Source organism: Polaribacter sp. PL03, from assembly GCF_033875165.1.
Classification (GTDB): domain Bacteria; phylum Bacteroidota; class Bacteroidia; order Flavobacteriales; family Flavobacteriaceae; genus Polaribacter.
Genome location: NZ_JAWZSV010000026.1, coordinates 1 through 2042, shown reverse-complemented (window position 1 = coordinate 2042; position 2042 = coordinate 1). Strand labels below are relative to the sequence as shown.

Sequence of the window (2042 nt, the reverse complement as noted above, 5' to 3'; positions counted from 1 at the left end):
AGAGTGTTCCACAAACTTGAGATTAAAAGACATAAAAAACTTAAAAAATGAAAATATTTTCAGAATTTGAACAAAGTTTTTAAATTTCTGAGCAATTGAGCCTAACGTTGTTGTATAAGCTTAGTTGCGTTGTTTCAAGCAGTGAATTTACTAAATAAAGCACGAACGGCGAAATTCCGAAGGAATTTCATAAGTGAGCTAAAATTAGCAATTATGTTTATACGGTGTTGTAGTGCGTTTCTTTTTCCAATTTTTATAATCCACTCGAACCATTATTTCTTGAATTCCGTGAATTTTTTCTTTAAAACTAATGTCGGTCTTATATTCAATTCCATATTTTTGAAGAAATTCATCTAATTCATATTTATCAAATTCGGCATTGCTATTCTTTCGTCTAAATTCGTTTAATTTATTATAAGCTACACCCAAAAAAGTAACTCCAACACTTAGTATTCCAAAAGCAATTTGCATAACATAAACACTTTCAATATTTTCCTTGGAAAAATAATATCCTCCAATAATTAAAGTAAATCCAATAATAATAAGAAAGTAAAAAGTACTATGAACTGAACTTTTAGTTTTACTTATTATTTCCAATTCAAGATTAGTGATTTCAATTTTCGCTTGAAACTTTTTACTAAGTTTAATCTCAGAACAAGTATTCTTAAATTCAGGTCTCTTATTAGTTAATTTACAAGTCAATCCTTTCTCAATATTTGTTATTTCATTTTGACATAAATCACAATGTTTTGAGAAATTCATTTAATTTTTTAGTTTAGATTAATTAATTCAGATTTCGAGTGATTAATGCACTACAACGTTGATGTATATGGTTTGTTGCGTGTTTCAAGCAACTAATTTAGTAAATAATTACTGACCGAGAAAGTCCGCGAGGACTTTCGTAAGTAGGCAAGGAGCTAGCAATAAATTATATACGGTGTTGTGGTGCGTTTTTCCACGAAATTATCTTTTTTATCTCTATTAAATCTCCAAATAAATCTGCATCTGTGTCATAAGTCGTTGTGTCCAATTCAACTCCTATTTTACCTTGCTCAATTGAAGTTCCGTTCGAAGTCAAGTTATTATGAAGTTCTTTTGGTTCCATATTTGGAAAAGGTAATAAAGCTCCAATTAGGGTTTCTGAATAATCTGTTTTTAGAGAGAATATGTTAAAAATTGATTTTACGTTTTCATTCAGAACATAATAAGTACCGATTTGATTAGGTTCAAATTGGTTATTAATCATTAAATGACCGTCTGTTGGCAAATCTGGTTGCTTAATTTCATCTCGAATCGTATTGTAATATTCATCAAGTAAAAAGATGTAACCGAATTTAGCAAAAGTAATTATATAATTGGTTTTCAATAAAGCTTTATCGACTTTACTATTGTCAATTTTTTTTCTCTTTGGTGAAAAATCTAAAAGGTCTCCAACAGATTTATTTTTTAGTTTGTATATAAATCTGTCAAGAGTAGTCGGGTTATTATTTTCAATTTTATGCAAGACATTTAGAAGTCCATTTCCTTTAGAAGTAATTTCAGAATTTACATAAGTATCCTCAAATTCCATACGAATTTTCTGTGTAGTTCCTTTATGAAATTTAGAATCGTCAATTTCTCGGATTTTATGAATTAAATGATGGTCTATTTGATGTCCTGCTTTGGAATTGCATTGAAAGCAAGTTAAAGCGATTCGCGAGCCATTTAATTTTGCTGGTGGTGCGTCCTCTTCAGTTAAAAAATTTTTCGATTTTTCAGAAATCAAATCTGACCTTTGAAATTGATTTAAGCATAAAGGACATATGTATGTTTCTTCATATTTTAAGTCAATATCAATTAGTCCCTCATTTTTTAATAAATGCAATTGTTTAGAAAACCTATCAAATAATTTTTCCCTCGATTTTAATTGTCTACTCATAAGTTTTTTGTATTATACTGATATAGGTTGACCTTTTTTTAGGTTAATTTATACCGTTCAAACTTTTTTTTTAGTCGTTTAGAAGGCAAAAAATATTTTGAACTAGTTTTGTTTTTAAATTGTT

General features: G+C 28.4%; 2 protein-coding genes. Both read right to left on the bottom strand.

The features are described 5' to 3' along the window. Positions 1–204: 204 nt before the first annotated feature. Positions 205–762 carry a DUF308 domain-containing protein gene (locus SHK09_RS15340; protein WP_319811670.1) on the bottom strand — a complete coding sequence of 186 codons (558 nt, stop codon included), beginning with the start codon at positions 760–762 and terminating at the stop codon, positions 205–207. A gap of 166 nt (positions 763–928) precedes the next feature. After that, positions 929–1918 carry a hypothetical protein gene (locus SHK09_RS15335; protein ID WP_319811669.1) on the bottom strand — a complete coding sequence of 330 codons (990 nt, stop codon included), beginning with the start codon at positions 1916–1918 and terminating at the stop codon, positions 929–931. Positions 1919–2042 lie beyond the last annotated feature (124 nt).